This is a genomic window from Prosthecobacter sp. SYSU 5D2 (genome assembly GCF_039655865.1).
GTDB lineage: Bacteria > Verrucomicrobiota > Verrucomicrobiia > Verrucomicrobiales > Verrucomicrobiaceae > Prosthecobacter.
This window is the reverse complement of the sequence record NZ_JBBYXL010000002.1, coordinates 171,759-197,271: the sequence shown is the minus strand read 5'-3', so window position 1 is coordinate 197,271 and position 25,513 is coordinate 171,759. Positions and strand designations below refer to the sequence as shown.

Here is a 25,513-nt window from a genome sequence, read left to right as displayed (position 1 = left end):
TGGTTTTTCTTCATTCGGGAGAGGTGCATCATAGAAGGGTGCGATTTGACAAAATTAACAATGAGCCGAGCTGTTTATCAGGATTTGCGTGCGTCTGGCGAGATTTTTTTGGTTGGGCTGAATAAATTATCCTTTGTTGATTGTAATGGGTTCCCCGCCATCCACCGGCTGGATGACAGCACTGGTCTCTTCAATCTCCAGCAAGCGGTAGGTCGTACCGATGCCGGGAATCTGAAAGGTATCACCTTTCTTGACGATGCGCGTGGGCCGGTCACCGAGGATGAATTCAAATTCAGCCTCGTATTCGGCAAGGTTCATTTCTTCATTTCTGATGAGCTTGAACTCTTTGTTAGTGCCTTTGTCCAGGACGGTCAGCTCGGACACGTCCTTCTCACCCACTGTAGGGTCGGCGACGGTCTTGGCTTCAAAGCTGATGGCCTTGAAGCGCTCAACACCGCGATCAAACCCAAAGTCGGCACCTGGAATAACGAAGACGCTTTTGGCGGGTTCCGGAGTCAGGCGGCGGATCTGGAAGGGGGATGAACTGCTGTTCAACTTCAAGATATAGTCGAAGGTAATCCGGCGCTTCAGAACCAGCTTGTCTGTGAAAGGAGGGTGGTCCTTGGGATCACGGGGGCTGGTGTTCTTGTTGAACTCCTCCAGGTTGCTGAAGCCGTCACCGTCAGGATCCAGATCTCCCACATTGGGCGAGAGGATGTCCGGCAGGTCGTTTTCCACCAGATACTTGTTGGTCATGGGTGGACGGAACTGCGGCTGCTCCAGCTGAAGGTCGAAAAGCTCATCTCCTTTTTTAACCAGAAGGATGGACTTGTTGAGCGGCACAGGCTTGCCCTTCTTGACGGGGGAAACCCAGAGGGCTTTTTCGCTGAGGCGCTGGACGGTGGCCGTGACAAGGCCCGTCGGAGGCTGCCCAGGATCGTTCCTGGAAGAGCTGTTAAGACGCACAAGCCTGTCTCCAAAGCTTTGACTGGTCCAGACAAGGTAACCCGCGACCCCCAGGGCAATCACCGCGGCGATGCCCAAAAGGACTTTTTCATATTTCCCATTCCTGTTCTGCATATGGCTGATCTAAAGTTGTGACGAGATGATGCCGGGTGTCTTCACCGGGTGGCAGCGCTGGCCGTTTGAGCGTTCAAGAAGTACACGAGGTCAATTTCGAGGAAGACGCGTAGCCGCTCATTGCCCAGCACGGCCACGGCATCCACCGGAGCCGCCACTGTGGCCACGGCCTGGGCTGGTGTACCCTCTACCGCAGGCACCACCGGGACTGGGATGGGAACGCCGTTTTCATCAACTTCACCAGTCGTGGCGACGGGGATGAAAACTTCCGAGCGGAGAGGTCCTTCCTGGCGTTCGTTTTCAATGCGGAGCTGGCGGACGACGGTGAAGTAGGCCATTTCCGAAGGGCTGGCCAGATTGCTCATGAGAAGCTGAAGCGCAGCCTGGTCAAGCGTGAGGATGGCGCGCACCTGGCGGCGCTCCGTCAGCTTGGGTGCAGCCACGGCCGGACGGGCAGGGCCTTTTTTGGCTGCCCCTCGGGTGGTGGGCTGGACCTCGCTTTTTTCGGAATCCAGTTCAGAACGCTCCAGCATTTCCACCTGCCGGACACCCGCATTGGCGAAGGCATTGACGATGGCATCCACCGCGTCCAGGTAACCGGAAAGATCCGTGGCGACCTCGTTGGACTTTGGCAGTTCAGCCGTATAACGGTCGAAGGTGAGGTTATAGGTGGCCGGGAGGCCCATGCGGCGGTCTGCTGCGTATTTGCGGGAATCCGCAATCTTGGTCTTCAGCTTGGCCTGAAACTCCGTGTCCGTGGTAGGCTTGGCCTGGGTTTCAGACTGCATGGTGTTGAGCACCAGGGAAAGCCGGCCAGCTTCATCGGTGAACTCCTTGACGAGGCCCTGCTTGATGGCCAGGTTTTCAGGTGAAGGGGGCAGCGTGGCACTTTTCAGCGAGGCCAGGCTGGCGTTGGTAGCATCAAACTGCTCCAGGCTGGTCGTGTAACTTGAATAGGCGGAAAAGAGCATAAAGCCCAGACCGGCGGCACCTGCGGCTGAGACACCAAGAATGGCGGCAGGCAATTTGTTTTGTTGGATCCAGCTCATTACTTTGTGAATTCCATGGGCTGCGCGATAGGCAGCTTGATGTTAAATTGGTATGCGTAGCGGTCTTCCTCGACACCGCTCTGGGCGCTGACATAGTCGGCGCGTTTTTCTTCGAACTTTTCAGCGGCAAACCAGCTCAGTTTGGAAAGGGCGCTGGCATAGCGGTAAACGACCTGCTCGCCCTCGTCATTCTTGCGGTAAAGACCCTGGAGACGAAGTTCATAGACGGGCTGGGCTCCGGGTTTCGGCGTGGTGCCTGAATCCGAGGGGGAGTTCTCCACGTTGAAGAGCGGGATGGTGATGGGCTTGCCGTCCTTGAGGACTTCAACCACCGTGATCCAGATGAGATCGTCTTCAAACTGGTTGTTGATCTCGTTCAGCATCCGCACCCAATAGGAGCGCTCGCTGACGGCTTTGATCAAAGGCTGCGTCAAGGCGATGGACTGGTTTAAAGTGGCATCCAGGTTGCGAATCTGGTTGGCCAGGCCGGTCAGACGAACATTTTCCTGCTGCATGCCGCCGAGCTGCTCCAGGGTGACGCGCTCAGCATTTTTGAAGTACATCATTCCGGCACCAAGGGCGGCCCAGAGACAGAGGCCGGCCATGATCAGGGCAGGAGCGCGGCGCGCGCCATCGCGTGCGTTGGCCAGAGCGTCCGGAACAAGCTCTATTTCCGAAGGGCATGCGCCAGCAGACCTGAGGGCGAGACCGACGATCTCTGCCAGGAAGGGAGCATCATTGGTGGCCGCCTCAGCATTCACGCCACGGTCAGTCTGCACACCGCGGAGAGGATTGAAAAGCTCGACGGGGAGCTTCAGTTTTTCCTCAAGGAAAAGGGTCATGTTACCCAGCAATGCACCGCCACCGCAGACAAAGACCCGCGCTGGCGGGGACCCGCCCTGCTGGGTGCGGTAATAATTGATGGTGCGCATGATCTCGCCATGGAGCCGTGTGGCAGCATTGCGTATGACCTTGGAAAGGGCAGCGATGGCCGGATCCGAGTGCTCTTCAACGGCTCCGCCCTGGGCCACATAACCCACGGAGATCTTTTGCTGTTCAGCCTCTGCAAAACTGATGTTGAACTCCTTCGCAATGGCGTTGGTGATGGTGGCACCGCCAACGAGCACGTTGCGGGTGAAGAAGCGGCCTTCTTCCACAAACACCAGATTGGTGGAGCGTGCACCGAGGTCAATGATGACCACCGGTTCATCCACATCCGGGTAACTGTAGCGGAAGCCATTGAAGAGGGCCAGCGGGGCGAGGTCCACACAAGCGGTCTTCAGGCCCGCTTTGGTGACGGTGTCATTGACTTCATTGAGGGAGTCCGACTTGATCGCGACGAGGATGACTTCCGTCTCTCCCATTTCTGAGACCACTTCGTAATCCCAGATCACCTCATTAATGGGGAAAGGCACGTTCTGGCGGGCCTCAAATTCCACAATCTGGTCCATGCGGTCGCCCTGAACAGGCGGGAGCTTGACGAACCGGGAGAATACAGTGTGGCCTGCGACAGCGTAATTGACAGAGCTGCCTTTAATCTTGAGCCGGGAGACAAGCTCCTGAATGCCAACATTAAGCTGGGGGATCCGGGAAACGTCCACGGTGGGATCGCCGCTCATGTCCACAAACTCGTACTTTTTCAGTACAAGATCGCCCCCTGATTTGCCGAAAATGGCACCTGACAATCTCTGTGAGCCGAGATTCAGGACCGCTATGCTTTTGCTGTCTGCCATGCTGTTTGTTTGTAAAAAAACGTGCCTTGGAAAAAGAGGGCCGGGAACCTGATCAGTTCTTCTTGGCGCTGACGTCGTAGTCACCCCAAAGAATACCAAATGGAGTGTCTGTCTTGGCCAGCAAGACGCCGTCATTCATCGAGAAAGAGTCGCCCTTTTCCCACCAGGCATTGCCAATGCTGCTGTCACCGGCGATCCGCTTGCCGTCCACCATGATTTCATATCCCCAGGCTTTGATGTCGGAGGTGGTGAAGCCATCCTTACCAAGAAGGCGGCGTAGAGAGGCGGGTGCCACATAAGCCAGAGCGTGGCACTTTTCAGAAGCGGGGATGTCAATGTAATTAAAGACGCCCTTGATGACCTCAAACTTGCCTTCTTTGTTTTGGGCGTTCAGGCCGATGTAATAATTCACCGTCATTACCGAGAGGCTGCCGTTGCGGCCACCGGCCGCGTTGGCCAGTTTGATTTCAAATGGAAGATCAACTTCGAGCCAATCTTTGGGACGCCACCGTTTTTCGCCAACATTGCTCGCCTGAAACTGGGGAGTCTGAATCGAATTGATCTGCAGCTTTTCACCCTTCACCTGAACGGATTCGGCGTCCTGAGCAATGCCGGAGTGAAGACCAATGACAAGGATCGAGAGGGCTGTGTAAATTTTCATCATGGTTGGGGGGAATGAGACCTTTATGCTTGGGCTGATGGCGTTGGCACAATCGGGATTTTTTATTTTTATCCGCAAAGAGCCTCCGGCAGCAAGACACGATTTTCGGAAACAGCGAAAATTTGGAATAAAAACGCTGAAAAGTCCGTCACAGAGGGAAATCCAGCGGCAATCACGCAGCCTGCAAGCCCGCGTGAAGGAACTTTTGATGCAACCGGGAGGCTTGCTGAGGGTTATTGCCCCTTTATTTGACCCGCCTGGCGGCTGCCTGAACCTTTCGGCTGCTTGTGGAGCTTGTCTCCAAGCTCGGCACGAATGCGGCCAGCATGGGCCTTGAGCTGGCTGACGACCTCAGGCTGGCTGGCAGCGAGGTTTTTGGATTCGCTAATATCCGCATAAAGGTCATACAGCTCTGGCTCTGCCACCTTTGCAGGCTGGTATTGGACAGGGATCCCGCCGGTGGCAGGGGCTCCCTCGCCCAGGGTGCGGTAGGTGTGGGGGAAGACCAGTTTCCACCGCCCATCGCCGCTGGTGAGGGCCTGGAGTTCGTTTTGATGGTAATAAAAAGCGTAGAACTCCTGGGGGTTTTTGGCACCTTTTTCGCCGGTGATGAGGGGCCAGACATTTTTGCCGTCTATGGGGTGTTTGGGCAGGTCCGCGCCGATGACGGCTGCCAGGGTGGGAAGGATGTCAATGGTCATGAGCATGGCATCGCTGGTGCTGCCTGCGGGGATCTTGCCCGGCCAGCGCATGATGCCGCTGACGCGGGTGCCGCCCTCCCAGACGGTGCCTTTGCCTTCGCGAAGAGGGCCTGCGGAGCCGCCGTGGTCGCCGTAGCTGAGCCAGGGGCCGTTATCGGACGTGAAGATGACCCAGGTATTGTCCTCCAGCCCGTGTTTGTTCAGGGTTTCCATGATCTGGCCGACGGACCAGTCCACCTCCATCATGACGTCTCCATACAGCCCGGCTCCGGATTTGCCGGCGAATTTATCACTCACGAAAAGCGGGACATGAGTCATGCTGTGGGCGAGGTAGAGGAAGAAGGGCCGGTCTTTGCTGCGCTCGATGAAGCTGACGGCGCGCGTAGTATAATCCGTGGTTAGGCGGGTCTGGTCCTCCGGGGTGACGTCCTCATCCACGACCTTCTCATTTTCATACATCGGCAGTTTGGGATAGGTACCGGGCCTGGCCTGCGGGTGAAAGGGCCACATGTCATTGGAATAAGGGAGGCCATAGTATTCATCGAAGCCGTGGCGGGTGGGCAAAAAAGGCGGCAGGTGGCCGAGGTGCCATTTGCCGACGGCGGCGGTGGCGTAACCTTTCTGTTTGGCCACCTCGGCGAGGGTCATTTCATCCGCATTCAGGCCGTGGGTGGCCTTGGGAGAAAGCGCGCCGTGGATGCCGATGCGGTTAGGGTAACAGCCGGTGAGCAGGCCTGCACGGGAAGCGCTGCAGACGGGCTGGGGAACATGGAAGTTGGTGAACTTGCGCCCTTCCTGTGCCAGGCGGTCCAGGTTGGGGGTCGCATAACCCTGGGCACCAAAGCTGCCGACATCCGCATAGCCCATGTCATCCATGAAGATGACGACGACATTGGGCTGGGCTTGATCTGCTGCGGGAAGAAGGGAGGAAAGACTGAGGGAGAGGCAGGCAATGAGACGGCGCATGCAACCAGGAACGGCAGGCGGGGCGGCGTCCTGTCCTGAAAATGCAAAAGCCCGGCATCACTGCCGGGCTTCTGAAAAGAACTCAAAGGGGAAAGATTAAGCTTTGGAGATGCTGGTGATTTTGCCGTGCTCGCTGTCCACTTTGACTTTTTTACCGACGAGTTTTTCAGCATCGTCAGCGCCTTTGGCGGAAGGGGTCAGGGTGAGCTTGGCTTCTTTGCCGTCTTTGCCTTCAACGACGACAGCCTTGGTGGCGGCATCGAAGGACTTCAGTTTGCCTTCATTGGTGACGACCTTGCCGCAGCCTGCGTAGGCGGAGCCGAGAGCCAGGGAAACGAAGGCGAGGGTGGCGAGTGCTTTTTTCATAATTGTTTCAGGATGCGTGTTGGATGGGTGCAACCAATGGCGTTGCTATAACCTTATACGATTCTCCACATCCTTTGTTAGCTTACAAGCCTGAATTTTTATGAAAACCTGCCTGCGCCTCGTCGCCGCCCTCTGTTTTTTCTCCATCGCCTGGGGGCATCCGGTGCCGGATATCCCGGTGCGGGCCTACTTTACCCCGGAGGGAAAATGCACCCTGACGGTGGAGGTGGACCCGCGCTGCTTCGAGGCAGACCCGGAAAACGCACCGTCCCTGATGCAGCCGGTGGTGGGGGAACTGAAGCCTGAAAGGGTGGCGGAACTGAAGCAGAAAGCCGGGGAGATGGTGGAAAAATACATCGAATTTCTCTTCGAGCCTTCAGGCGTGGTGAAGCCGCAGTTCAGCTTCGAATTCACAGGTCACAACCGCGGTCCCCTGGATACGGAGGATGACATTGCGGTGCTAACAGGCACCTGGGAGACCCGGGTGCCAGAAGGCAGCACAGCCTGGCGTATCCGGGCCACGAAGGACACGCCGCTGGCGGTGGTCTTTCGCAATTACATCTCCTGCATGGAGCACCCGAAGTTTTCGGTGCTGTTCCCAGGAGAAACGAGCTTTCCTTTTGATTTGAAGGCCCCGGCGCAGCCTCTAAAGCACATTGTTTTCGGCTCCTGCCTGAATCTGACGAACCACCCGATGCTGGAACGCACCCTGACTCTGCCGATGGATCTTTTCTTGTTCATGGGGGATAACATTTACGCAGACACGGAAGACATGGCGAAGATGCGGGCGAAGTATATGGCGCTGGGCGAAAGCACGTTTTTCCAAGGTCTGCGCGCCAAAGCTCCGATGCTGGCGACATGGGATGACCACGATTTTGGTGTGAATGACGGCGGGGCGGACTACCCGATGAGAAAGGAATCCCAAAAGGAGTTTTTGGACTGGCTGAACGAGCCTGCGGGGTCGCCGCTGCGGAAACAGGAGGGGGTTTACCAGGCGCGCACGTTTGGACCCGATGGCAAACGTACGCAGGTGATCTTGCTGGATACGCGCTACTTCCGCAGTCCACTGAAACGGGTGCCGAAGGACCAGGCCACGAACGGCGGCAGCGCGGTGCCGACCAACGACCTGACCACGACCGTGCTGGGAGAGGCGCAGTGGGCATGGCTGAAAAAGGTGCTTCAAGAACCGGCGGAACTGCGCCTGGTCGTCTCCAGCATCCAGTTTGCCGCGGCGGCGAGCGGCAGCGAAAGCTGGGGTAATTTTCCGCATGAACAGCAGCGGATGGTGAAGCTGATCGCGGATACAAAAGCAGCGGGCGTGCTTTTCCTGAGCGGGGACCGGCACTGGTGCGAGATGTCCGCGCTCACGCAGGGAGTCCCTTACCCTCTCTATGACTTCACGGCCAGTTCCATGACGCAGGTGCATAAACGCGGCACGCCCACGCCGAATGAGAACCGGGTGCTGCCGAAGACCTTTCACCAGCCCAATGTGGGCACGCTGGACATTGACTGGCAGACGGCCGATCCGGCGCTGACGCTGCGCATTGTGGATGAGCAGGGCATGCCACAGATCGAAAAAGTGCTGCGCCTGGGCGAACTGAAACCGTAGTGTTGACGGCCCTGCATTATTGCAGACAGACTTCTACACCCGCCACCTTTACCTTTTCCCAACCCCAGTTTTTTTATTTTTTCTTTATGAGCAAGACCATCGCCTTTGTCGGAGTCGGACGCATGGGAGCCAACATGGCCCGTCGTTTGAAAGATTGCGGATACAGCGTGACCGCCGTGTATGACAGCCACCGCCCCATCGCCACTGCCCTGGCGGAAGAACTGGGCTGTGCCGCCCCGGAAACACTGGCTGAGGTGGCTGCGGCTGCGGACGTGATCTTCACCGTCGTCACCAATGACGAGTCCATGCGGACCATCTTCTTCGGCCCCGGCGACAACCTGCTGAATGAAGCCAAGGGAAAGATTTTCATCAACTGCGCCACCGTCTCCCCGGGCATCCATCGGGAAGTCTATGAAGCGGCGAAGGCAGCCGGGGCGGACAGCCTGGAAGCCAGTATGGCCTCCAGCATCAGCCATGCCCGCGAAGGCAAGCTGTACCTGATGCTGGCGGGTGATGAATCCGTCTATAACGACGTGCTTCCCATACTGGAGCAGATGAGCGTGAACCGCCGCTTCATCGGCGGCCCTGGCCGCGCAGCGGAAGTGAAGGCGCTGGTGAACATGGTGATGAACATCAACACCGCCGGCCTGGCCGAGGGCCTGGGACTGGCCGCCGCCCTGGGGCATGACCTGGACATGATCCGCGAGGTCTTCAGTCAGACCGGTGCCAACAGCCGTGTGCTGGAGACGGACAGTGCCGACATGGTGGCGCGCGAGCATGACTGCTGGTTCTCCGCCGAGCACGCCGCCAAGGACAGCGGCATCGCCGGCAGCATGGCGGAAAGCGTGAACCTGAATCTGCCTCTGAACCTGGCCACCATCGCCCAGTATCAGAAGATGGTCAGCCTGGGGCTTGGAGGTCTGGACAAATCCGGCATTGCGGAGCTGACGTTTAAAGGTCGGCACGGGTGAGCAAACCAGGGCTGCCTCTTCATCATTCCATAAAAAATCCCATGACCTGGCAGTCATGGGATTTTTTTGTGAGGAGTCTGGAGAAGTTAAGCGACCAGCTCGGCCTCTTTTTCATCAGCGGTTTCGACTTCGACGTCGTCGTACATTTCGGCGACGGCTTCATCGAAGGCTTCGGCCATGACGGCGATGCCTTCCTGGAGGGCGTCCAGAGGGATGGTGAGAGGGGGGCAGATTTTGACAGTCTGGCCCCAGGCACCGACGGGTGCGAAGAAGAGCAGGCCCTTCTGATAGCAAAGCTCGATGACGCGGTGGGCGAGATCGTGGTCCGGCTGCTTGGTGCCGCGTTTGACGGTCTGCAGACCGGCGACGAGGCCGGCGCAGGTGACGTTGCCGATGACTTCAGGATGGCGTGACTGGATCTCCTTGCAACCGGCCAGCAGCACGGGGCCCAGGCGGGCGGCATTGCCGGTGAGGTCTTCATCCAGCAGCTTGCGGATGTTGGCCAGGGCGGCAGCGCAGCAGACTGGGTTACCGGAATGGGTGCTCGTCATGGAGCCCGGAGGGAACTGGTCCATGATGTCCGGACGGCCGATGACGGCGGCCAGGGGGAGGGAGGAGGAGATGCCCTTGCCACAGCAAATGAGGTCCGGGACCACGCCGTAATACTCAAAGGCCCAGAACTTGCCTGTGCGCCCGAAGCCGGATTGCACTTCGTCAAAGGTGAGCACGACGTCATGCTCGGTGCACCAGGCGCGGAGTTTTTCGATGTATTCCACGGGGGCGAAGTCGGGGCCGACGCCCTGATAGCTCTCCATGATCACGCCGGCGATCTGGGAGGGCTTCATGCCGCTCTTTTCCACCGCATTCAGGAAACCGTCGAAGCTGCTGTCGCTATCCCAATAGCCGTCCGGGAACGGCACGTTGATGATGGCGGGGTCCATGTTGACGATCCAGGTCTTCTGGCCCGCCATGCCGCCAGCCTGCTGGGAGGCGAGGGTGCGGCCATGATATCCGCGTTCGAAGCCGATGATGCCGATCTTTTCCCGGCCGCCGACGGCAATGCCGTGGGCGCGGCTGAGCTTGATGGCGCACTCGGTGGCCTCGCTGCCGGTGCTCAGCAGGAAGACTTTTTTCAACGGCTCAGGAGAGACGCTGGCGATGAGCTCGCAAAGCTCCGGGCGCTCTTCGCTAGGGAAGACGTAGTTGTGGATGAGGCCGCTGTTGACCTGGTCAATGATGGCCTTGCGGACTTCCGGCACGCCGTGGCCGCAGTTGGTCACGAGGACGCCGCTGCTCCAGTCGAGCCAGCGGTTGCCGTACTTGTCATAAACGGAGATGTCTTCAGCACGGTCCCAGACGATGGGCGGCATGCCGCGCATGGAGTAGGGCTCATACTTGCGGCTCCGCTCAATGTGCTGGATGGAATCCGGGTGGGGGACCTGGGTGCAGATCGTGCGGTATTTCGTCGCGACGTGCGGGACGGTCTGTGGAGTGGTGTCGTATTCTTTGCCCATGGTGAAATTGTCGGTTGGTCAGGACAACGTTTATCATGTCCAGCATCCTACAGGCCAGCTACGCGCAAACTCTCCCATGTGGGTATTTTTGTGACTGACCCTCTGAAAACTGCTGAAAACACTGAAGTCCGAATTGTATCAATTGGAGTTAGACAGGCCTGGAATCCTTGTAAAATCAAGGATTCTCGATGTTGTATCGCGGCTGGAGGAAGCCGTCCGGATTATCAGGCCAGTAGGCTCCGTCCTCGATCCATTCATGCAGCGCGCCGATGTCATCATCTGTCAGCGTGATGTCCAGACGGGGCATGATGAGGGGGTGGGTGCCGACCCTGGAGACGGCGGTGAGCAGCAGGCTGGCCTCCGGATCCCCTGGGACGATGAAGGCGCGGTCACGCTTGCGCGGGGCATAAGCACCGCTGCGCTGGACGAGGGAAAGCCCAGCGGGTGGATTGGCACCCTGATGGCAGCGCAGGCACTGCGTCTCCAGGATCGGCTTCACGAATTGTACAAAATAATCCCGCCCGGCGAGGGCTTCGATGGGGTCTTCCGGGGCGACGGGTTTGCTGGCACAAGCGGCCAGTAAAAGACCAACAGCACAAACGGGAGCGAGTAATTTCATCGGGAGGATATTAACCGGGATTCAGGCGGATGTGACAGCCTGCTTTTGCCAGAGCAGGGCCAGGAAAAGCGGGAACTCTTTTCTAGCACGGTTTTCCGCCCGGGCGCGCGGCCCTGGCTGGCTTTCTTTGTGCGAATACCATTCCCCCAGCCCGGTCATGGCCAAGCCGGCCTTGAAGCCGGCGGAGGTGAGCGTTTCAAAACTGCGGTGAAAGCTGACAGTGCTCTCGCTGTCTGCCTTGCCTGGATGCATGAGAATGGGGATGCCGAGCGTGCTGCTGTAAGCATCAACACGGCGATACTGAATTTTTCTCTCCTCTTCATTGCCCCAGGAGGACTGGCGGGGGATGCGGAAGGCGGGGTGGTTCAGCACCCAGAGCATCCTGCCGCCGGGCTTCAAAACGGCTGCCGTGGCGGCAATGACCGTGTCCAGGTGCTCCATGTTTTGCAGGCAGAGGATGGCCGAGGCGGCATCGAACTCGCCCAGGCCCGTAAGCTCTGCAGCATCCCGATCATAATAACGGATGGGCGTGCGACTCTGATAGGTACGAGCTTTGGCGATGAGGGTAGGCGCAGCATCCACACCGGTGACCTTGGCCCCTTTGTCCGCAAGCGCCCGGGAGAAAACTCCCTGGCCGCAACCGAGATCCAGGATGTGCTCGCCCTTTTTTGGCTTCAGCAGGTCCAGTGAATTGGGAATGACGACGGCCTGATACAGCTCCGAGCCACGCTCCCCGAGGATGCGGTCATACCAGTCGGCCGACTTTTCCCAGGACGTACCGCCCTGGCTGCGGTCCGGGCGCGGTCCTGATGCCGGCCCCTGGGCCCCTTTTCCCTGAAAAGGACGAGGACCGGGACGTGGCGGCGTGCGTGAGCCGGTGGGCTTGCGATGAAAGTCGGAGCGCATGCTTCCTTATCGCTTGGAGATGGGCGTTGTGCCATCGCAAAAAAAACCCTGCGGGTCGCTGGGACCCGCAGGGTTTTGTTTTTTTACTGGCGGCTTAGCCGAGGTCGAAGAGCAGGGCTTCGGTGTCGGGGCCGTCGGAGGTGATGGTGAGGGTGCCGGCATCCTCGGTGCTGAGAGCATCGCCGGGCTGGAGGGTGTGGCCGTTGATGGTGGCCTGACCTTTGATGAGCTGGAACCAGACGCCGCGTCCAGTTTTCACCTCATGCTCGATGCTGGCGGAGCCGTCCAGACGGACGCGATAGACATCGGCATCCTGGTGGATGGTGGCGGAGGCATCCCGGCCATCCGGGGAGATGACGAGCACCTTGGGCTCCTTTTCCTGGGCGGGATCGGGGTGCCACTCCGTGTAGCTGGGGACCAGGGCGCGGGCTTGCGGCTGGATCCAGATTTGCAGAAAGTGCGCGGTTTCGGTGGAGGACGGGTTGAACTCGCTGTGCAGAACGCCTTTGCCGGCGCTCATGAGCTGGACCTGGCCGGGCTTCAGCTCGCGGCCGTTGCCCAGGCTGTCCTTGTGGGCCAAGGTCCCTTCCAGCACATAGCTGAAGATTTCCATGTCCCGGTGCGGATGCGTGGGGAAACCGCCACCAGGGGCCACACGGTCCTGGTTGATGACACGCAGGCTACGGAAGCCCATCTGAGCCGGATCATAATAATCGGCAAAGCTGAAGGTGTGGTGACTGTCCAGCCAGCCGTGGTCAGCGTGGCCTCTTTCATTGGATCTGCGAAGTTTGGTTTTCATGACAGGACGATACTGCACTCAATAGATAAGGGAGGCTAATGCGGCTGTGTTTGCCTGAGACTGCGGGCGGTGTATGCTGGAGCTCTCCTCATGGAACTCCGCCCCCTGCGCTCTTTTATCGCTGCTGCTGAAGATGGTAACATTAGCCGGGCTGCGGCGCGATTGCACCTGACCCAACCGGCGCTGAGCCGACAGATCAAGGGGCTGGAGGATGAGCTGGGAGTGGGGCTGCTGGAGCGGGGAGCGCATTCTTTTAGCCTGACTCCGGCGGGGGAGCTGCTGCTGAAGGAAGGGCGCGTGCTGCTGGAGCGGGCGGATGCGCTGGAGCAGCGCGTGCGGGCCACGGCGAAGGCGCAAACGATCCGTGTGGGCTACTCCCCTTCCCTGAGCGCGGGCATTCTCTCACCGGCCATGGAGGCTTTTTCCCAGGTGCATCCGAAAGCGCGGGTGGAGCTGTCTGACTTGGCCAACCAGGAAATGATGGATGGCCTCATCAAAGGCAGCCTGGATGTTATTGTGACCGTGCCGCCGGTGAAGGATATGCCGGACATCCTGTGGACCACCGTACAGCGCCAGGCCTGGCGGGTCGCCCTGCCGCGCCAGCATCCGCTGCAGGCGAAAAAGATCCTGTCGCCACAGGATCTCCATGAGCAGCGGCTGGTCGTGTACAACCAGCGCGACTATCCGGACTATTGGGCCTTCATTGGCGCCTGGTTCAAAGAGCACCGCATCAATGCGCGCATCGCCAGCGAGTGCGACGGCGTGACCAGCCTGATCTCGGCGGTGGAGGCGGGCATCGGCATCGCCCTGGTGGTGGAGCGCATCGCCTGCCTGATCCCGGAGCGCATTGTTTTAAAGCCGCTGAGCCCGCAGCCGCAGCCGATTCACATCGCCGTGGGCGTGCTGGACCGGCAGAAGAATGACAAGGTGTTTGCCGTCTTTGTGGAGGAACTGAAGCGGGCCGGAGAGCTGGATTTAGGAAGGCCTGGGATTTAGCAGTCTGGAAGCCTCTCTGGAAATTGCCAGCGAGGCAAACATACATTCAACCTGAACTCCGGGTTCAACCCCAGTTTTTTGGCCCCAGCGTTCGTTGGATGTTCCATAGCATGCAGCCATACCTGTTCAAAAATGGAATTTACCACGAACAGGGGCAGCAAGTGAAAGAAACGCCCCGTCACAGACATCCATTTATAATTGTATATAATATCCCTGGCCAGCTCTCAGAACTCTCATTTCCCCCACCAAAGAAATATCCAAATGCTTCCGGCCCATACCAATCTGTCATTTTTTTATCCCCGGTTGGCCACCTCATCCTCATCTTCCGCCGCCCGGAAGAAAATTCCCGACCACAGCTTCAGCCACCTGCCCAAATCCCCATCCATCCGCTAAATGATGATGCGTTAAAGAATTGTCATTTTTACAAATCACTGATATTCAACCCTTTACATCACCATCATTCATAGACGAACGACCGGTTCTTTTCATCGCCAGGCATATCCTGCCGCTTCTGAAGCCCGCTTCCACGCCTCCCGTTTGCCTACCAAAAAGCCTAAATTTGACCCACACCCCGTCAAAATTTGCCTCAGGCGCAAAAGCCAGTTTCGCTTCCTGGCATTCTCCTTGCTTGCCAATTCATTCTGAAGGTACAAACTACCCACCCCTCTGACCTGACGGCAGTCGTCTGGCAGAGGGGTTTTCTGCCCCATGAAATACCCATTCTACGACCAGGATATCCCCAACGAAGGCTCGCTCCACTTGATCGACATGGAACGCGATGCCTGTGGCGTCGGCTTTGTTGCGAACATCCATGGTAAACGTAGTCGTGACATTCTGGACATGGCCCTTTGCGGCGTCTGCAGCGTCCAGCATCGCGGTGCCGTGGATGCAGACCGGGTCACAGGAGACGGCGCGGGCGTGCTCACCCACATCCCTTATAACGTCCTTCTGCCTGAGGTCGAAAAGCTCGGCCACGCGCTGGACCATCCCATGGACCTAGCCGTCGGCGTGTTTTTCCTCCCTCATGATCCGGGTGAACAGCTCCGCATCCAGCTCCTCACCGAAGCCATCGTGCGGAACCGCAAAATCCGCGTGCTCGGTTGGCGTGACGTGCCGGTGAACCCCAATGAGCTGGGCGAGAAAGCCCGCCGCACCATGCCCTTCATCCAGCATCTCTTCCTGGAGCGCCCGGAGGAAATGGATGACAACACCTTTGAACGCCAGCTTTACCTCGTCCGCCGGGAGCTGGTCATCAAGGCTCGCGAGCAGAAGATCACCAGCTTCTACATCTCCTCGCTCTCCCACCGCACCATCGTTTACAAGGCGCTCCTGCTGCCTTCTTCCCTGGAGAAATTTTATACCGATCTCCAGAGCGATGATTATGACACCTCGTTGGCGCTCTTCCACCAGCGTTTCTCCACCAATACCTTCCCAACCTGGGCGCTCAGCCACCCCTTCCGCACGCTCGCCCACAACGGTGAAATCAATACCGTGCGCGGCAACCGCAACTGGCTCAGCAGCCGCACCAGCGACTTTGAGCATGAGTACTGGGCGCAGGAAGAGCACCTGCTGAAGAAGCTGGTGGATGCCAACAGCTCCGACTCCGCCAGCCTGGACCAGGCCCTGGAACTTCTCGTCCTCAGCGGCCGCAGCCTCACCCACGCCCTGGCCATGCTGGTCCCCAGCGCCTACGGCATTGACACCACCACCTCCCCGGAGCTCAAGGCCTTCTACGAATACCATGAGTGCTTCAGTGAGCCGTGGGACGGCCCGGCTGCCCTCGTCTTAACTGACGGTCTCACGGTCGCTGCCGGCCTGGACCGCAATGGCCTGCGCCCCAGCCGCTGGAAACTGACCGAAGACGGCATCTTCGCCCTCGGTTCAGAAGTCGGCATCATCCACATTGACGATGCCAAGGTCATCAAAAAAGGCCGCCTCGCTCCCGGCGAGATGCTGGAAGTGGACCTCCAGGCCGGAAAACTCCGTTTCAACGACGAGATCAAGCAGACGCTCGCCTCCCGCCAACCCTATGGCGAGTGGTTGAAAAACCGCAGCCGCCTGACCGCCCAGTCCCCTGGCGCACCCAAGGAAGAGCTGGACATCCTTGGTCTTTCGCAAAAGCAGGCCGCCTTTGGCTGGACCAAGGAGGAGCTGGACTTCTCCCTCATCCCCATGCTGCAGAAGGGTGAGGAAAGCGTCTATTCCATGGGCGACGACGCCTCCCTTTCCATCCTCTCCACCCGTCCGCGTCTGCTGCCATCTTACTTCAAGCAGCTCTTCGCCCAGGTCACCAATCCTCCGATTGACCCGATCCGCGAGCGTGCCGTGATGAGCCTGGACGTCGTCCTCGGCCAGCAGCGCAACCTTCTGGATGAAACGCCTGAGCACGCCAAGGTCGTCCACCTGACTTCCCCATTCCTTTTCGAAAACGAACTGGAAACGCTGAAGGGCATGTCCGACTTCCCCAGCCGCGTCCTGGACATCACCTGGCCCGTCAGCGAAGGCACAGCGGGTCTCAAAGCCGCCCTGGTCCGCCTCTCCCATGAGGCCACCAAGGCCGTCTATGACGACATCCAGATCCTCATCTTGAGTGATCGCGCCGTCAGCGAGGAGCGCGTCGCCATTCCCGCCCTGCTCGCCACCGGTGCCGTCCACCAGCATCTCAACCGCAAGCAAGTCCGCATGCGTCTGAGCATCGTTGTGGATACCGCCGAGGCCCGCGACACTCACCAGATGGCCACCCTGTTTGGCTTCGGTGCCTCCGCCGTCTGCCCCTACCTCGCCTTTGATACCATCCAGGAAGTGCTGGAGGCGGACAAGACCGCCCGCAAGCCCGCCCTGGAAGGCTACGACTACCCGAAGGTCCTCGCCAACTACCGCAAGGGCCTGGAAAAAGGCGTGCTCAAGATCATGAGCAAGATGGGCATCTCCGTGCTCAGCAGCTACACCGGCGCCCAGATCTTCGAAGCCGTCGGCATCGGCAAGGAAGTCATGGATTACTGCTTCAGCGGCACGCCTTCCCAGATCGCCGGCATCGGTTACGCGGAGATCGCTGAAGAAGCCCTCGCTCGTCATGCCCTCGGCTTCGGCCAGGCTGTTCCAGATGATGGCACCGCTCCCGCCGCCGCCTCCAAGGTGGACCTTGGAGATCCGGGCTACTACCGCCCGCGTCAGAAAGGCGAGATCCATGCCGTCACTGGCCCGGTCATCAAAAATTTCCACACCTTCGTCAAGTCCGGTGCTCCGGAGGACTACCAGAAGTACGTCGCCGCCCAGCTTGAAAACTCGCCCGTGGCCCTCAAAGACCTCCTGGAGTTTGTCCCGAGCAGCGATGGCCCCATCCCGCTTGATGAAGTGGAGCCGATCGAAGACATCCGCGTCCGTTTCACCACGGCTGCCATGTCCCTCGGTGCCATCAGCCCGGAGGCTCACGAAGCCCTCGCCATCGCCATGAACCGCATTGGCGGCAAGTCCGATTCCGGTGAAGGCGGCGAGGATCCAAAGCGCTTCAAGCCCTACGACAACGGCGACTGGGCCAACTCCAAGATCAAGCAGGTGGCCTCCGGCCGTTTCGGCGTCACCGCTGAATACCTGGCCAATGCCTGGGAACTGGAAATCAAAATGGCCCAAGGTGCCAAGCCCGGCGAAGGTGGACAGCTCCCGGCCATGAAGGTGAACCGCATGATCGCCCGTCTGCGCAACACCACGCCCGGCGTCATGCTCATCAGCCCGCCGCCGCATCATGACATCTATTCCATCGAGGACCTAGCCCAGCTCATCCACGATTTGAAGGAAGCCAATCCTCGTGCTCGCGTCTGCGTGAAGCTCGTCGCCGAATCCGGCGTCGGCACCATCGCCGCCGGTGTGGCCAAGGCCAATGCTGACATCATCCTGGTCTCCGGCCACGATGGCGGTACCGGGGCCAGCCCGCTCAGCTCCATCAAGCACGCCGGTCTGCCCTGGGAGCTCGGCCTGGCCGAAACCCAACAGGTCCTCATGCTCAACGGTCTCCGCGAGCGCGTCACCCTGCGCACGGACGGCGGTCTCCGCAACGGCCGTGACATCGCCATCGCCGCCATGCTCGGCGCGGAGGAGTTCAACTTCGGCACCATCGCCCTCATCGCCCTCGGCTGTGTGTATGTGCGCCAGTGCCACCTGAACAACTGCCCCGTCGGCGTCGCCACCACCGATCCCAAGTTCCGCGCCAAGTTCAAAGGCAAGCCGGAGCACGTGGTGAACTTCTTCAACAGCGTTGCTGAAGAAGTCCGCGCCATCATGGCCCAGCTCGGCGTCGCCAAGATGAACGACCTCATCGGCCGCCCTGAGTTCCTGCGCCAGCGCCAGGTCCCGGGTCATAAAAAGGCCAACATGATTGACCTCAGCCGCGTCCTCAAAGACGTCGGCCTGGAGATCAAACAGGACGTCGCCCGCACCTGCCAGATGAACCAGAACGACGGCCTGGACGAGCATCCTCTGGATGACCGCCTCATCCAGGACGCGCAGTTCGCCATCAGCGACAAGCGCAAGGTCAAGCCGGTCCGTTACAAGATCAAAAACACCTTCCGCAACATCGGCACCAAGCTCAGCGGCGAGATCGCCTTCCATCACGGCAACCACGGCCTGCCCCCTGGCAGCGTGGACATCACCTGTGAAGGCAGCGCCGGCCAAAGCTTCGGCACCTTCCTTTGCGGTGGCGTCAAGCTCACCCTCGTCGGCGAAGCCAACGACTACGTCGGCAAAGGCCTCTGCGGCGGTGAGATCATCATCCGCCCAAGTCCGCGCCTCAATCCCGTCTGCAACTCCTGGGAAAACAGCATCATGGGCAACACCGTCATGTACGGTGCCACCAGCGGCCAGCTCTTCGCAGCTGGCCGTGCTGGCGAACGCTTCTGCGTGCGTAACTCCGGTGCCACCGCCGTTGTCGAAGGCATCGGCGACCATGGTTGCGAATACATGACCGGCGGTGTCGTCGCCGTCCTGGGCACCTTTGGCAAAAACTTCGGTGCCGGCATGAGCGGCGGTCTCGCCTACTTGCTGGATGAAGCCGGCAGCTTCGACCAGCTCCACAATCCGGAGATGATCAAAGGCGAGGCAGTCACCGATCCCGAGGACATCAACCAGCTTCACACCCTGGTCTCTGACCACCTGGAGCGGACCGAAAGCCTCCGCGCCAAGGACATCCTCGACAACTGGGACAAGTACCTGCCCCTCTTCATCAAAGTGACCAGCAAGGCCGAGCCCGTGCAGGTCCCCGCCGAAGAGGAGACAGCCACCACCGCCCCTGTCATCACCGAGGCCATCGAACCCGCCGCCGCCTGACCCATGTAGCTGCCTGCGCAAGCAGGTGGCAGCTGTGATATTACTCACCCGTCCTCTTGCCCCGCAGGAGGACGGGTTTTTCGTAGCCGCCTGCGCAAGCAGGTGGTTCCCATGGCTGCCACCGCTCTCCCCCATCCCACGCTCTGGCGAGCGCAGCTACACTACTGCCCCCTCAATGCGTCAGCGCATAGAAGACGATGTTGATGCCCAGCGGATACGCATACTTCTCTGAGAACTCGCGGAAGTACCAGGGGTCCGTGCCTTCTTCCTCCCACCCATCGCCCAGGTCGGTGTTGTGGCAGATCATCATGACGATGCGCTGATTGTCATCAAAGATGGCCCGGTAATGCGGGGTCTGCGCATCCTGCCGCTCCGCCGTGATGCCCATGGACCGCCCTGCCATCGCGTGGCCCACACTGGGGATCTGCGGCTTCACTTTTAGCGGGAACACCATGTGGAAGATCTCATGCTCCAGCGGCAGTTCCTCCGGCTCCCGGTCTGGGAAGATCTGCTTCAGGGCTCCGTAAAAGGTGTCCCACTCCTGCTCCCCCCAAAAGTCATCCACCATGATGAAGCCGCCATTGAGCATGTATTCCCGCATCACCTTGGCCTCGTCATCCGTGATGCTGATGTTCCCCGGCTCGATCATGTAGATGAACGGGTAGTGGCGCATCTGCTCGGCATTGATGTCCACCACGGCCCCCTTGGGGCTGACTTGCAGGGAGGTGAGCTGCTGGAGGCGGTAGCTGAAGTTCAGGTCCGCATCCGGATAGTCGGTCGTCCAGCGGCCGCCCCCTCGCCGCCGCCCCCAACCGTAGCTTTCGGAATTGTACCTCAGGCGGGCAAAGGTGAATACATCGTTAGGCAGCTCCTTGCTCACTGGCCAGGTGGGAAAGTCCATGAACTGGCCGCCCCGGCCCGCCTCGCGCGGATCTTCCGGCACGGAGCCGTCTGTGATACCAAAGTTGGTTGGCGAGGCCGCCTCCTCCGCCAGGGCATAACCCAGGAGACCGAGGGCAAATAAAGCAGGCAGCAGTTTCATAGCTTCAGTTTCACACGGCGCAGGTAAGACTACCAGACAGAACAGCAGGGAGATGCCCAATCTTCCCTCTATTCTTCACTTTCCCGCTCAGGGCTTGCCCAGTACGGATTCAATCAGTTTATACGATTCATACCTCTCCACATCCGGGAAGTCATGGTCGCTGTCGGGGTGACGTATGTGAATACGGTCCCCTGCCTCGTAGAGCTGATACACCCCCGCCGCAGCCGCAGCGATGCGGTCAACGCTGTCCCACTTGAAGTTAGAATCGCGCAGGGGCGCATTCACATAGAGATGCCGGGGGGCCAGGCAGGCGATGAGTTCGTAATAATCAAAAGGCACGTCCTGCGGCCTGCCCAGGTAGTCCCCCATCTTCAGCATGTACCGCTCCTGCACCCATCCCTTGAGATTGCCGCCTTTATAGTCCAGCACCGAATCAAAACCGCAGCTGGTGACGATGACTTTTAGCCGGGTATCAAACACGGCTGTGAAGATGCTGTTATGCCCGCCCAATGAATGGCCGATGGTGGCAAAGCCCGCCTCCTTTTTCACATAGGGCAGCGTCTCCAGCAGGTCCAGACCGCGAATGTTATCCCAAACTGCCTTCATGGTGCCGCTGGTGAAGCCCAAGGCCTTTAAATCCGGCTGATACTGCGCCAGCAGCGGATAGCTGGGGGCCAGAGTGACATAGCCCCGTTCGGCCAGCTCGGAAGCATACTGCCGGTGCGGTTTGCCGCCGAGCCCGACCACCACCTTAAAGCCGATATTGTTCTCCGTGGGGTGCAGGCACAGCACACCCGGAGCCGCCTGGCCCGCCAGCGCCGCCTTGGGGATGCAAAGATACGCCGACACCCGTCCTCCGGGGGATGACTCATAGCTGATCAGCCGCCGCACATAGCTGCCGCAGTCTGCCTCCTCCTCCACCCGCAGGTCCAGCGGGCAGCGTTTGTCAGCGCCTGGAAGCGGCCCGGCCACGCTTTCAAATGCCGCGATGGCCTCCCGCCTCCGGATCTCCCATTGCGCTGGGGTAGCCGCCTTTTTCAGAGCGCCGCTGCTATCCTTATGCTCCAGGAGATCGGTCCGGCTCAGCCCCCGGATCGGCGGGGTTTCCGCCGCGTGCAAACCGGACATGACAAATCCCAGGAGGGGCAGAACATACAGGCTCTTCATGGCAAACACATACGTCGGCAGCAGGCAGGACCTTCAATAGAACTGCAGGGTGTCTTGATGCAGCATGGGACACGGGCGTCCCGCCTGAGTCCGGGTAGGATCTTCGGTAAAACCTCAGGATGTCTTGCACATCGCCCCGACGATCCCTTAGACTTCAAGTCGCCCCCCAATCGTATGACTGCCCAAGCCCAATTTCCGACCCACATCTGGCTGTTCGACGGCGTCTGCAACCTTTGCCATGAGGGTGTCCAGTTTGTGCTCAAGCACGACCGCCAGGGCCTCATCCACTTCGCCTCTATCCAGTCCGAAGCCGGCCGTAAGCTCTACAGCGAGCACGGTCTGGACCCCGATGCCCCCGATACCATGCTCTTCATCACTCCCGATGGAGCCTTCCGCGAAAGTGATGCCGCCCTGGAGCTGGCCGCCTATCTCGGCGGCCTCTGGAGCCTGACCCGGATCTTCAAGATCATCCCCCGGCCGCTGCGTGACCGCGCCTATCTCTTCATCGCCAGACATCGTTATCAATGGTTCGGCAAGAAGGACGCCTGCCCCCTTCCCCGCCCCGAATGGCGTGACCGTTTCCTCGACTGACCTGCTGTCCTTGTCCTGTGACATCATGTCCTCATGACTTGGCTGATTTCACGCCATGTCACGGGCCGCTGCTATCGTCCGTCTGCTACGTTGATCATATAAGCTGCGCCATTCTTCCAGACGGGCCTTCCCGCGCCTGCTCCCCATCCCACCTTCTAGCGCAGCTTGTGGCCGGCGGCGGGCAGGGACTGGGCGTGGGACTGCTGCCATTTGCCGTCTTCTTTTTTCAGGCCCAGGGATTCGCCGACGCTTTGGGACTGCTCCTCTTTGGCCCGCGCTTGCTCCTGCTTGAGGCGGCGGTCGTTGGCATCAATCTCGTTGTCGCCGTCCAGGTCATTGACCCGGCTGTCGGCGGCATCGATGCGGCCGTCTTTGTTGAGGTCGTTGAGCTTGCGGTCTCCCACATCAATGCGGCCGTCCTTGTCGAGATCGCGGGAAGGGTCGTCGGCACCGTCTATGATGCCGTTGCCATCGAGGTCACGGGCGGGATCCGCTTTCTTTTTTTGGGGGGGCGTGGCCATGACTTACAGTGCCGGGCCTCCCACCGGTAGGGGAGGCGGGGTGGCGGCCAGGGCGGTATCGCCCGCTTTTAGCCCGGTGCCGAGGCCCGGGGCATTTGCATCCGGCGGCAAGACGGATTTGCCATCTATATCCTGGCTCCCACCAAGTTCGTGAACCACTTTGTTGCCATGATCATTGAGAGTTTGGAGGTTCTTATCGATACTTTTGAGCAGATCGATCTTTTCCGGGCTGTCCGGCAGCGTGTCTATGCCTTCTTTGATGCCTTTGAGCTCTTTGAGCATGGAATTAAAGCGGTCGCTGTCCAGCTTGGCTTTGTCGGCGGAGAGCTTGTCAGACTCCTGTTTGTTGAGCATTTTCTCGAGCAGTTCGAGCCATTTTTTGAGCTCTTGGGCGGCGGTGGCGGCGGGATTGTCAGACATGGCGGTGGCAGATGGATTCGGGGACGGGAGGTGAGGCGGATGTCTCAGTGCCTGACCAGCTCGTGCGGGTGGGCGCGGGTGGGGAAGACGGCGGTGCGGTATTCTTTCCGGTAAGGCTCCGGGTGGGTGACTTTCAGGTAATAACGGGTCCACTGGAGGCCGGCATCGCGGTTGCCGACGCCTTCAGCCCACTGGCGGGCCTCGGCCCCGGTCATGGGGCGGGGCAGGTAGGCGATGTGGATGTTGGAGTTATGCCAGCCGAAGTCGTCATGGTCCACCCAGAACTCGATGCGGCTGCCGACGGGTATGACGTCTGAATCCGCCAGGAAGGCGGGCGGCGTGGTGCAGGCGCCCAGCAAGAGCAGGGCGGCCAGGCCGATGAGGAGCCGGAGGGCGGAGCGGAGGGATGTGGGAAATGACGGCATGGGAGGCGGCGGCGGCGCAAAAGGGATTAGCCCGTCAGGTCTCATGTGTGACAGGCGGGGGGACAGGAATGACAGGTTTCTCCTCTTCGACGATGAGGGCCGGGCTTTCCGGCGGCGGCTCCTCATCGTCACGCCGGGGCTGGGGGATGAGGCGGGTGGCGGCGGGCGGGGGTGCATCGTCCGGGTCTTTTTGAAACCGGCCAAACCATTCGGCAAAGCGCTCGTCCCAGTAGGCTTTGTTCTCCCGGCGGCGGCGCTCCAGCTCGGCCTTGCCGAGCTGGCGGTACGGCTCGCCCCAGCGGCGCATGGCATCCATGATGAGCATGCCGATGAAGACAATGCCGGCGGCGGCCCAGCGGTCCGTGATGATGGCGCTGAGGATGAGCAGGGCGCTGATGCCGTAGAGGTCCAGCTCCGGCTTCCAGCGGAAGTAAAAGTCACGAATGGATGACCAGATGCCCATTTTCGGCGATGAGGGTTCCGGAGGTGGGTTTTCCCGCCATGAGGGCCTCCCGCACGGCATGTCGGCAGTTGCTCTCAGCAGTGGTTCGCATGCGGCGCACGCCCAGGCGCGGCTCCACGCCCTGGGAGACGAGGAGGTCAATGACGCCCTGGCCGGCGGTGAGCTCGTAGCCTTTGCTGCGCAGGTTTTTGAGCTCCTTGTTCAGCATGATGCTGGCGATCTGTTTCTGCGCGGCGTAACCGAGCTTTTGGAAGACGCAGCGGACGTTGAAACGGGCGAGCACTTCCGGGCGCAGCTCGGCGGCGGCCAGGTCTTCAATGAAGCGCTCGATGGTGGACATGGGGCTGTTTTTCAGCTCCATGAGGGCATCGGCACCGATGTTGGAGGTGGCGACGATGTAGAAGTTGCAGAGGTTCAGCGTCTCGCCGTTGGCGACGGTGATGCGGCCGGCATCCAGCACCTGGAGAAAGATGTCCAGCACGCGCGGGTGGGCTTTTTCGATCTCGTCAAAGAGGATGATGCCGCGGCCCTCGGCACGGTCATAAAAGCGGCCCATGTTGCCCCGGCTGCCCTCCCCCTGGCCGAGCAGGAGGCCCAGAGATTCCTGGTTCTGGTATTCGGACATGTCCAGGCGGATGCAGTGCTTGTTGACGTCTTTGAAAATGTATTCGCAGAGCAGCAGGGTGATCTCCGTCTTGCCCACGCCGGTGGGGCCCAGGAAGAGAAAGGTACCCTTCGGACGGCCAGGATCGCTGAGGCCCAGCTCGCCGTTCTGGACGATGGGTACCACCTTGGGGATCACGTGATCCTGGCCGATGATGCGCTCCAGCAGGAACGGGGGGAGGCCGCGAATAAGCTCTAGATCTGCCATGCCGGTTTGCGAAAAAAAATCAAATGGGCTCTTACTTTTTGCTGCTGCCGAAACCCTGGGAGGAGGAGCGCAGGCGCAGGCGCTCGGCATCCTCCAGCTCTTCCAGCCGGGTTTTGACCTGTTCCAGCTCGGTGCGTGCCTGGTCCCGCTCCTGGATGGTTTTGGACAGGTAGGTCTGGATTTCCTTGGACTCCTCCTCCGCCTCCTCAAAGGCCAGGCGTTTCTTTTCCAGGTCCTTTTGCAGGGTGCCCAGCTTGGCCATGGTGATGGTGAGGGACTGGGTTTTGGCCATCAGGCTCTGGCGCTCCTGCTCGATGAGGGTGGTGCTGGGCACGGCGCTGCGGGAGGGCTCCACGATGCCCAGGACGACGCCGCGTGAATCCATGGGCGTAGCGGGCAGGCGGGTATCCCAGCGGGCATCCTGCTCCACGCGGTAAACGGTGTGCGCCTCATGCATCTCCCGCCGGTCGCGGCTGGGCAGGCGGCCCACATGGTAGGCATGCACCTCCTCATCCAGGCGCACGCGGGACTGGTCATGCGGGTCCAGGCTGCGGCCCTTGGGCCAGCCGGCCACGACGGTCTTGGAGTAGGTGGGAATGTAGGCGGGCTCCTGCTCCTCCACGGGGAAGGCCAGCGGATCATCCGGCAGGGCGGGCTCCTTTTCAGAGGCGCAGGAGGCCAGCAGGGCACAGGCGGCGGCGGTGAGGGCAGATCGGATCATGGT

At 59.9% G+C, this 25,513-nt stretch carries 23 protein-coding genes; 5 read left to right on the top strand and 18 right to left on the bottom strand.

The features are described 5' to 3' along the window. Nucleotides 1–126 precede the first annotated feature (126 nt). From WJU23_RS03540 to WJU23_RS03515, 6 genes are all read right to left on the bottom strand, one after another. Complete coding sequence (locus WJU23_RS03540) at nucleotides 127–1,080, bottom strand: Amuc_1099 family pilus-like system protein (protein ID WP_346331156.1); 954 nt, start codon at nucleotides 1,078–1,080, stop codon at nucleotides 127–129. Nucleotides 1,081–1,121: 41 nt separating this feature from the next. Next, on the bottom strand, nucleotides 1,122–2,129 hold the full coding sequence (locus WJU23_RS03535; protein WP_346331155.1) for an Amuc_1100 family pilus-like protein: 1,008 nt from the start codon (nucleotides 2,127–2,129) through the stop codon (nucleotides 1,122–1,124). Then, nucleotides 2,129–3,862: an Amuc_1101 family PilM-like pilus complex protein gene (locus WJU23_RS03530; protein WP_346331154.1), complete on the bottom strand. Its 1,734-nt coding sequence runs from the start codon at nucleotides 3,860–3,862 to the stop codon at nucleotides 2,129–2,131. Before WJU23_RS03530 ends, WJU23_RS03535 begins: the two co-directional genes overlap by 1 nt. Before the next feature lie 52 nt (nucleotides 3,863–3,914). After that, nucleotides 3,915–4,526: an Amuc_1102 family pilus-like protein gene (locus WJU23_RS03525; protein WP_346331153.1), complete on the bottom strand. Its 612-nt coding sequence runs from the start codon at nucleotides 4,524–4,526 to the stop codon at nucleotides 3,915–3,917. A 230-nt stretch (nucleotides 4,527–4,756) separates the two neighbouring features. Beyond that, nucleotides 4,757–6,190 carry a sulfatase gene (locus WJU23_RS03520; RefSeq protein ID WP_346331152.1) on the bottom strand — a complete coding sequence of 478 codons (1,434 nt, stop codon included), beginning with the start codon at nucleotides 6,188–6,190 and terminating at the stop codon, nucleotides 4,757–4,759. A 96-nt stretch (nucleotides 6,191–6,286) separates the two neighbouring features. Further along, nucleotides 6,287–6,556 (bottom strand): hypothetical protein, encoded by a 270-nt coding sequence (locus WJU23_RS03515; RefSeq protein WP_346331151.1) that lies wholly within the window; start codon nucleotides 6,554–6,556, stop codon nucleotides 6,287–6,289. A gap of 100 nt (nucleotides 6,557–6,656) precedes the next feature. On the opposite strand from WJU23_RS03515, the gene WJU23_RS03510 reads away from it, so the two are divergent. Together WJU23_RS03510 and WJU23_RS03505 are read left to right on the top strand one after the other, a co-directional pair. Next, entirely contained in the window at nucleotides 6,657–8,165 is a 1,509-nt protein-coding gene (locus tag WJU23_RS03510) for an alkaline phosphatase D family protein (RefSeq protein WP_346331150.1), read from the top strand. Then, entirely contained in the window at nucleotides 8,165–9,136 is a 972-nt protein-coding gene (locus WJU23_RS03505; protein WP_346331149.1) for an NAD(P)-dependent oxidoreductase, read from the top strand. Before WJU23_RS03510 ends, WJU23_RS03505 begins: the two co-directional genes overlap by 1 nt. 86 nt (nucleotides 9,137–9,222) lie before the next feature. On the opposite strand, the gene WJU23_RS03500 is transcribed toward WJU23_RS03505, so the two are convergent. The 4 genes from WJU23_RS03500 to WJU23_RS03485 all read right to left on the bottom strand — a co-directional run bounded on the left by WJU23_RS03500 (nucleotide 9,223) and on the right by WJU23_RS03485 (nucleotide 12,974). Next, nucleotides 9,223–10,650 carry an aspartate aminotransferase family protein gene (locus WJU23_RS03500; protein WP_346331148.1) on the bottom strand — a complete coding sequence of 476 codons (1,428 nt, stop codon included), beginning with the start codon at nucleotides 10,648–10,650 and terminating at the stop codon, nucleotides 9,223–9,225. Nucleotides 10,651–10,825: 175 nt separating this feature from the next. Beyond that, nucleotides 10,826–11,269, bottom strand: a complete 444-nt coding sequence (locus WJU23_RS03495) for a c-type cytochrome domain-containing protein (protein WP_346331147.1) — start codon at nucleotides 11,267–11,269, stop codon at nucleotides 10,826–10,828. Nucleotides 11,270–11,290: 21 nt separating this feature from the next. Beyond that, on the bottom strand, nucleotides 11,291–12,175 hold the full coding sequence (locus tag WJU23_RS03490; protein WP_346331146.1) for a class I SAM-dependent methyltransferase: 885 nt from the start codon (nucleotides 12,173–12,175) through the stop codon (nucleotides 11,291–11,293). Nucleotides 12,176–12,269: 94 nt separating this feature from the next. After that, nucleotides 12,270–12,974, bottom strand: coding sequence for a pirin family protein (locus WJU23_RS03485; RefSeq protein ID WP_346331145.1), 705 nt, complete (start codon nucleotides 12,972–12,974; stop codon nucleotides 12,270–12,272). Between the two features lie 90 nt (nucleotides 12,975–13,064). Between WJU23_RS03485 and WJU23_RS03480 the strand changes: the two genes are divergently transcribed. Together WJU23_RS03480 and gltB are read left to right on the top strand one after the other, a co-directional pair. Next, nucleotides 13,065–13,970: a LysR substrate-binding domain-containing protein gene (locus tag WJU23_RS03480; RefSeq protein WP_346331144.1), complete on the top strand. Its 906-nt coding sequence runs from the start codon at nucleotides 13,065–13,067 to the stop codon at nucleotides 13,968–13,970. 708 nt (nucleotides 13,971–14,678) lie between these two features. Next, nucleotides 14,679–19,289 (top strand): glutamate synthase large subunit, encoded by a 4,611-nt coding sequence (gene gltB, locus WJU23_RS03475; protein ID WP_346331143.1) that lies wholly within the window; start codon nucleotides 14,679–14,681, stop codon nucleotides 19,287–19,289. A gap of 172 nt (nucleotides 19,290–19,461) precedes the next feature. Here gltB and WJU23_RS03470 read toward each other — a convergent pair whose 3' ends face one another. Beyond that, entirely contained in the window at nucleotides 19,462–20,331 is an 870-nt protein-coding gene (locus WJU23_RS03470) for a DUF4159 domain-containing protein (RefSeq protein WP_346331142.1), read from the bottom strand. An 87-nt stretch (nucleotides 20,332–20,418) separates the two neighbouring features. Then, the gene (locus tag WJU23_RS03465; RefSeq protein WP_346331141.1) at nucleotides 20,419–21,459 is read right to left on the bottom strand and encodes an alpha/beta hydrolase; all 1,041 of its coding nucleotides are present in this window, start codon (nucleotides 21,457–21,459) and stop codon (nucleotides 20,419–20,421) included. Between the two features lie 213 nt (nucleotides 21,460–21,672). Here WJU23_RS03465 and WJU23_RS03460 point away from each other — a divergent pair, with 213 nt between their 5' ends. Further along, nucleotides 21,673–22,089, top strand: coding sequence for a thiol-disulfide oxidoreductase DCC family protein (locus WJU23_RS03460; protein ID WP_346331140.1), 417 nt, complete (start codon nucleotides 21,673–21,675; stop codon nucleotides 22,087–22,089). Between the two features lie 155 nt (nucleotides 22,090–22,244). Here the strand turns inward: WJU23_RS03460 and WJU23_RS03455 are convergent, their stop codons facing one another. The 6 genes from WJU23_RS03455 to WJU23_RS03430 are packed head-to-tail and all read right to left on the bottom strand — an operon-like array spanning nucleotide 22,245 to nucleotide 25,510. After that, on the bottom strand, nucleotides 22,245–22,610 hold the full coding sequence (locus WJU23_RS03455; RefSeq protein WP_346331139.1) for a hypothetical protein: 366 nt from the start codon (nucleotides 22,608–22,610) through the stop codon (nucleotides 22,245–22,247). Between the two features lie 3 nt (nucleotides 22,611–22,613). After that, nucleotides 22,614–23,030 carry a hypothetical protein gene (locus WJU23_RS03450; RefSeq protein ID WP_346331138.1) on the bottom strand — a complete coding sequence of 139 codons (417 nt, stop codon included), beginning with the start codon at nucleotides 23,028–23,030 and terminating at the stop codon, nucleotides 22,614–22,616. Between the two features lie 44 nt (nucleotides 23,031–23,074). Beyond that, nucleotides 23,075–23,455, bottom strand: coding sequence for a hypothetical protein (locus tag WJU23_RS03445; RefSeq protein WP_346331137.1), 381 nt, complete (start codon nucleotides 23,453–23,455; stop codon nucleotides 23,075–23,077). Nucleotides 23,456–23,489: 34 nt separating this feature from the next. Further along, nucleotides 23,490–23,918, bottom strand: a complete 429-nt coding sequence (locus WJU23_RS03440; RefSeq protein ID WP_346331136.1) for a hypothetical protein — start codon at nucleotides 23,916–23,918, stop codon at nucleotides 23,490–23,492. Continuing rightward, nucleotides 23,893–24,789 carry an AAA family ATPase gene (locus WJU23_RS03435; protein WP_346331135.1) on the bottom strand — a complete coding sequence of 299 codons (897 nt, stop codon included), beginning with the start codon at nucleotides 24,787–24,789 and terminating at the stop codon, nucleotides 23,893–23,895. The genes WJU23_RS03440 and WJU23_RS03435 overlap by 26 nt, the downstream gene beginning before the upstream one ends. A 31-nt stretch (nucleotides 24,790–24,820) precedes the next feature. Further along, the gene (locus WJU23_RS03430; RefSeq protein WP_346331134.1) at nucleotides 24,821–25,510 is read right to left on the bottom strand and encodes a hypothetical protein; all 690 of its coding nucleotides are present in this window, start codon (nucleotides 25,508–25,510) and stop codon (nucleotides 24,821–24,823) included. Nucleotides 25,511–25,513 lie beyond the last annotated feature (3 nt).